The following is a 752-nucleotide window of genomic DNA, read 5'->3' as shown; positions in this document are numbered from 1 at the left end:
TCGAACAACGACACCAACGTCGCCGACGCATCCACCTCGTGCGCAGTGTCGTTGAACGACTCCAGAATCCGCGACCGCTCCCCCGCACCGAGGATCTCCAGATCCCCGACCGGGCGCGACGGATCCGCCACGATCTCCTCGAGAACCCGCACGAACCGCTCGACGAACGAGACCACCGTCGATTCGTCGAACAACGCGGTCGCATAGGTCACGAAACCGCCGATCCCCGTGGGAGTTCCGGCCTCGTCGTAGGTGTCCTGCACGATCCAGTGCAGGTCGAACTGCGAGGTCCGGTGCTCGAGGTCGAGCGGTGCGATGGCGAGGTCGTCGAGTTCGAGGCTGGCCTCGTTCAGGTTCTGGAAGGAGAGGCCGACCTGGAACAGCGGATGCCGCGCCGTCGACCGCGCCGGATTCAGCACCTCCACCAGCCGCTCGAACGGCACATCCGCATGCGCGAACGCCTGCAGATCCGACTCCCGAACCGCCCCCAGCAACTCCTCGAACGAGCCGGCCGAACGCACATCCGCCCGCAACACCAACGTGTTGACGAACATGCCGATCAGATCGTCGAGCTCACGCTCACCACGCCCGGCGATCGGCGTACCCACCGCCACATCCGACGTACCCGACAACCGCGCCAGCAACACCGACAACGCCGCATGCACCACCATGAACAACGTCGCGTTGTGCGCCCGCGCCACCTGCACCAACCGCCCGTGCAACTCGGCCGGGATCTCCACACCGACGCGCGC

General features: G+C 66.2%; 1 protein-coding gene. It reads right to left on the bottom strand.

Going from position 1 to position 752, the window contains the following annotated elements:
* Positions 1-752: condensation domain-containing protein (locus M1M07_RS32345; RefSeq protein ID WP_248676786.1), on the bottom strand; the 752-nt coding region annotated here is incomplete at both ends.

Source organism: Rhodococcus sp. HM1 (assembly GCF_023218075.1).
Lineage (GTDB): Bacteria > Actinomycetota > Actinomycetes > Mycobacteriales > Mycobacteriaceae > Rhodococcus.
Note: the sequence above shows the minus strand (reverse complement) of the source record. Positions and strands in the feature narration are given on the sequence as shown.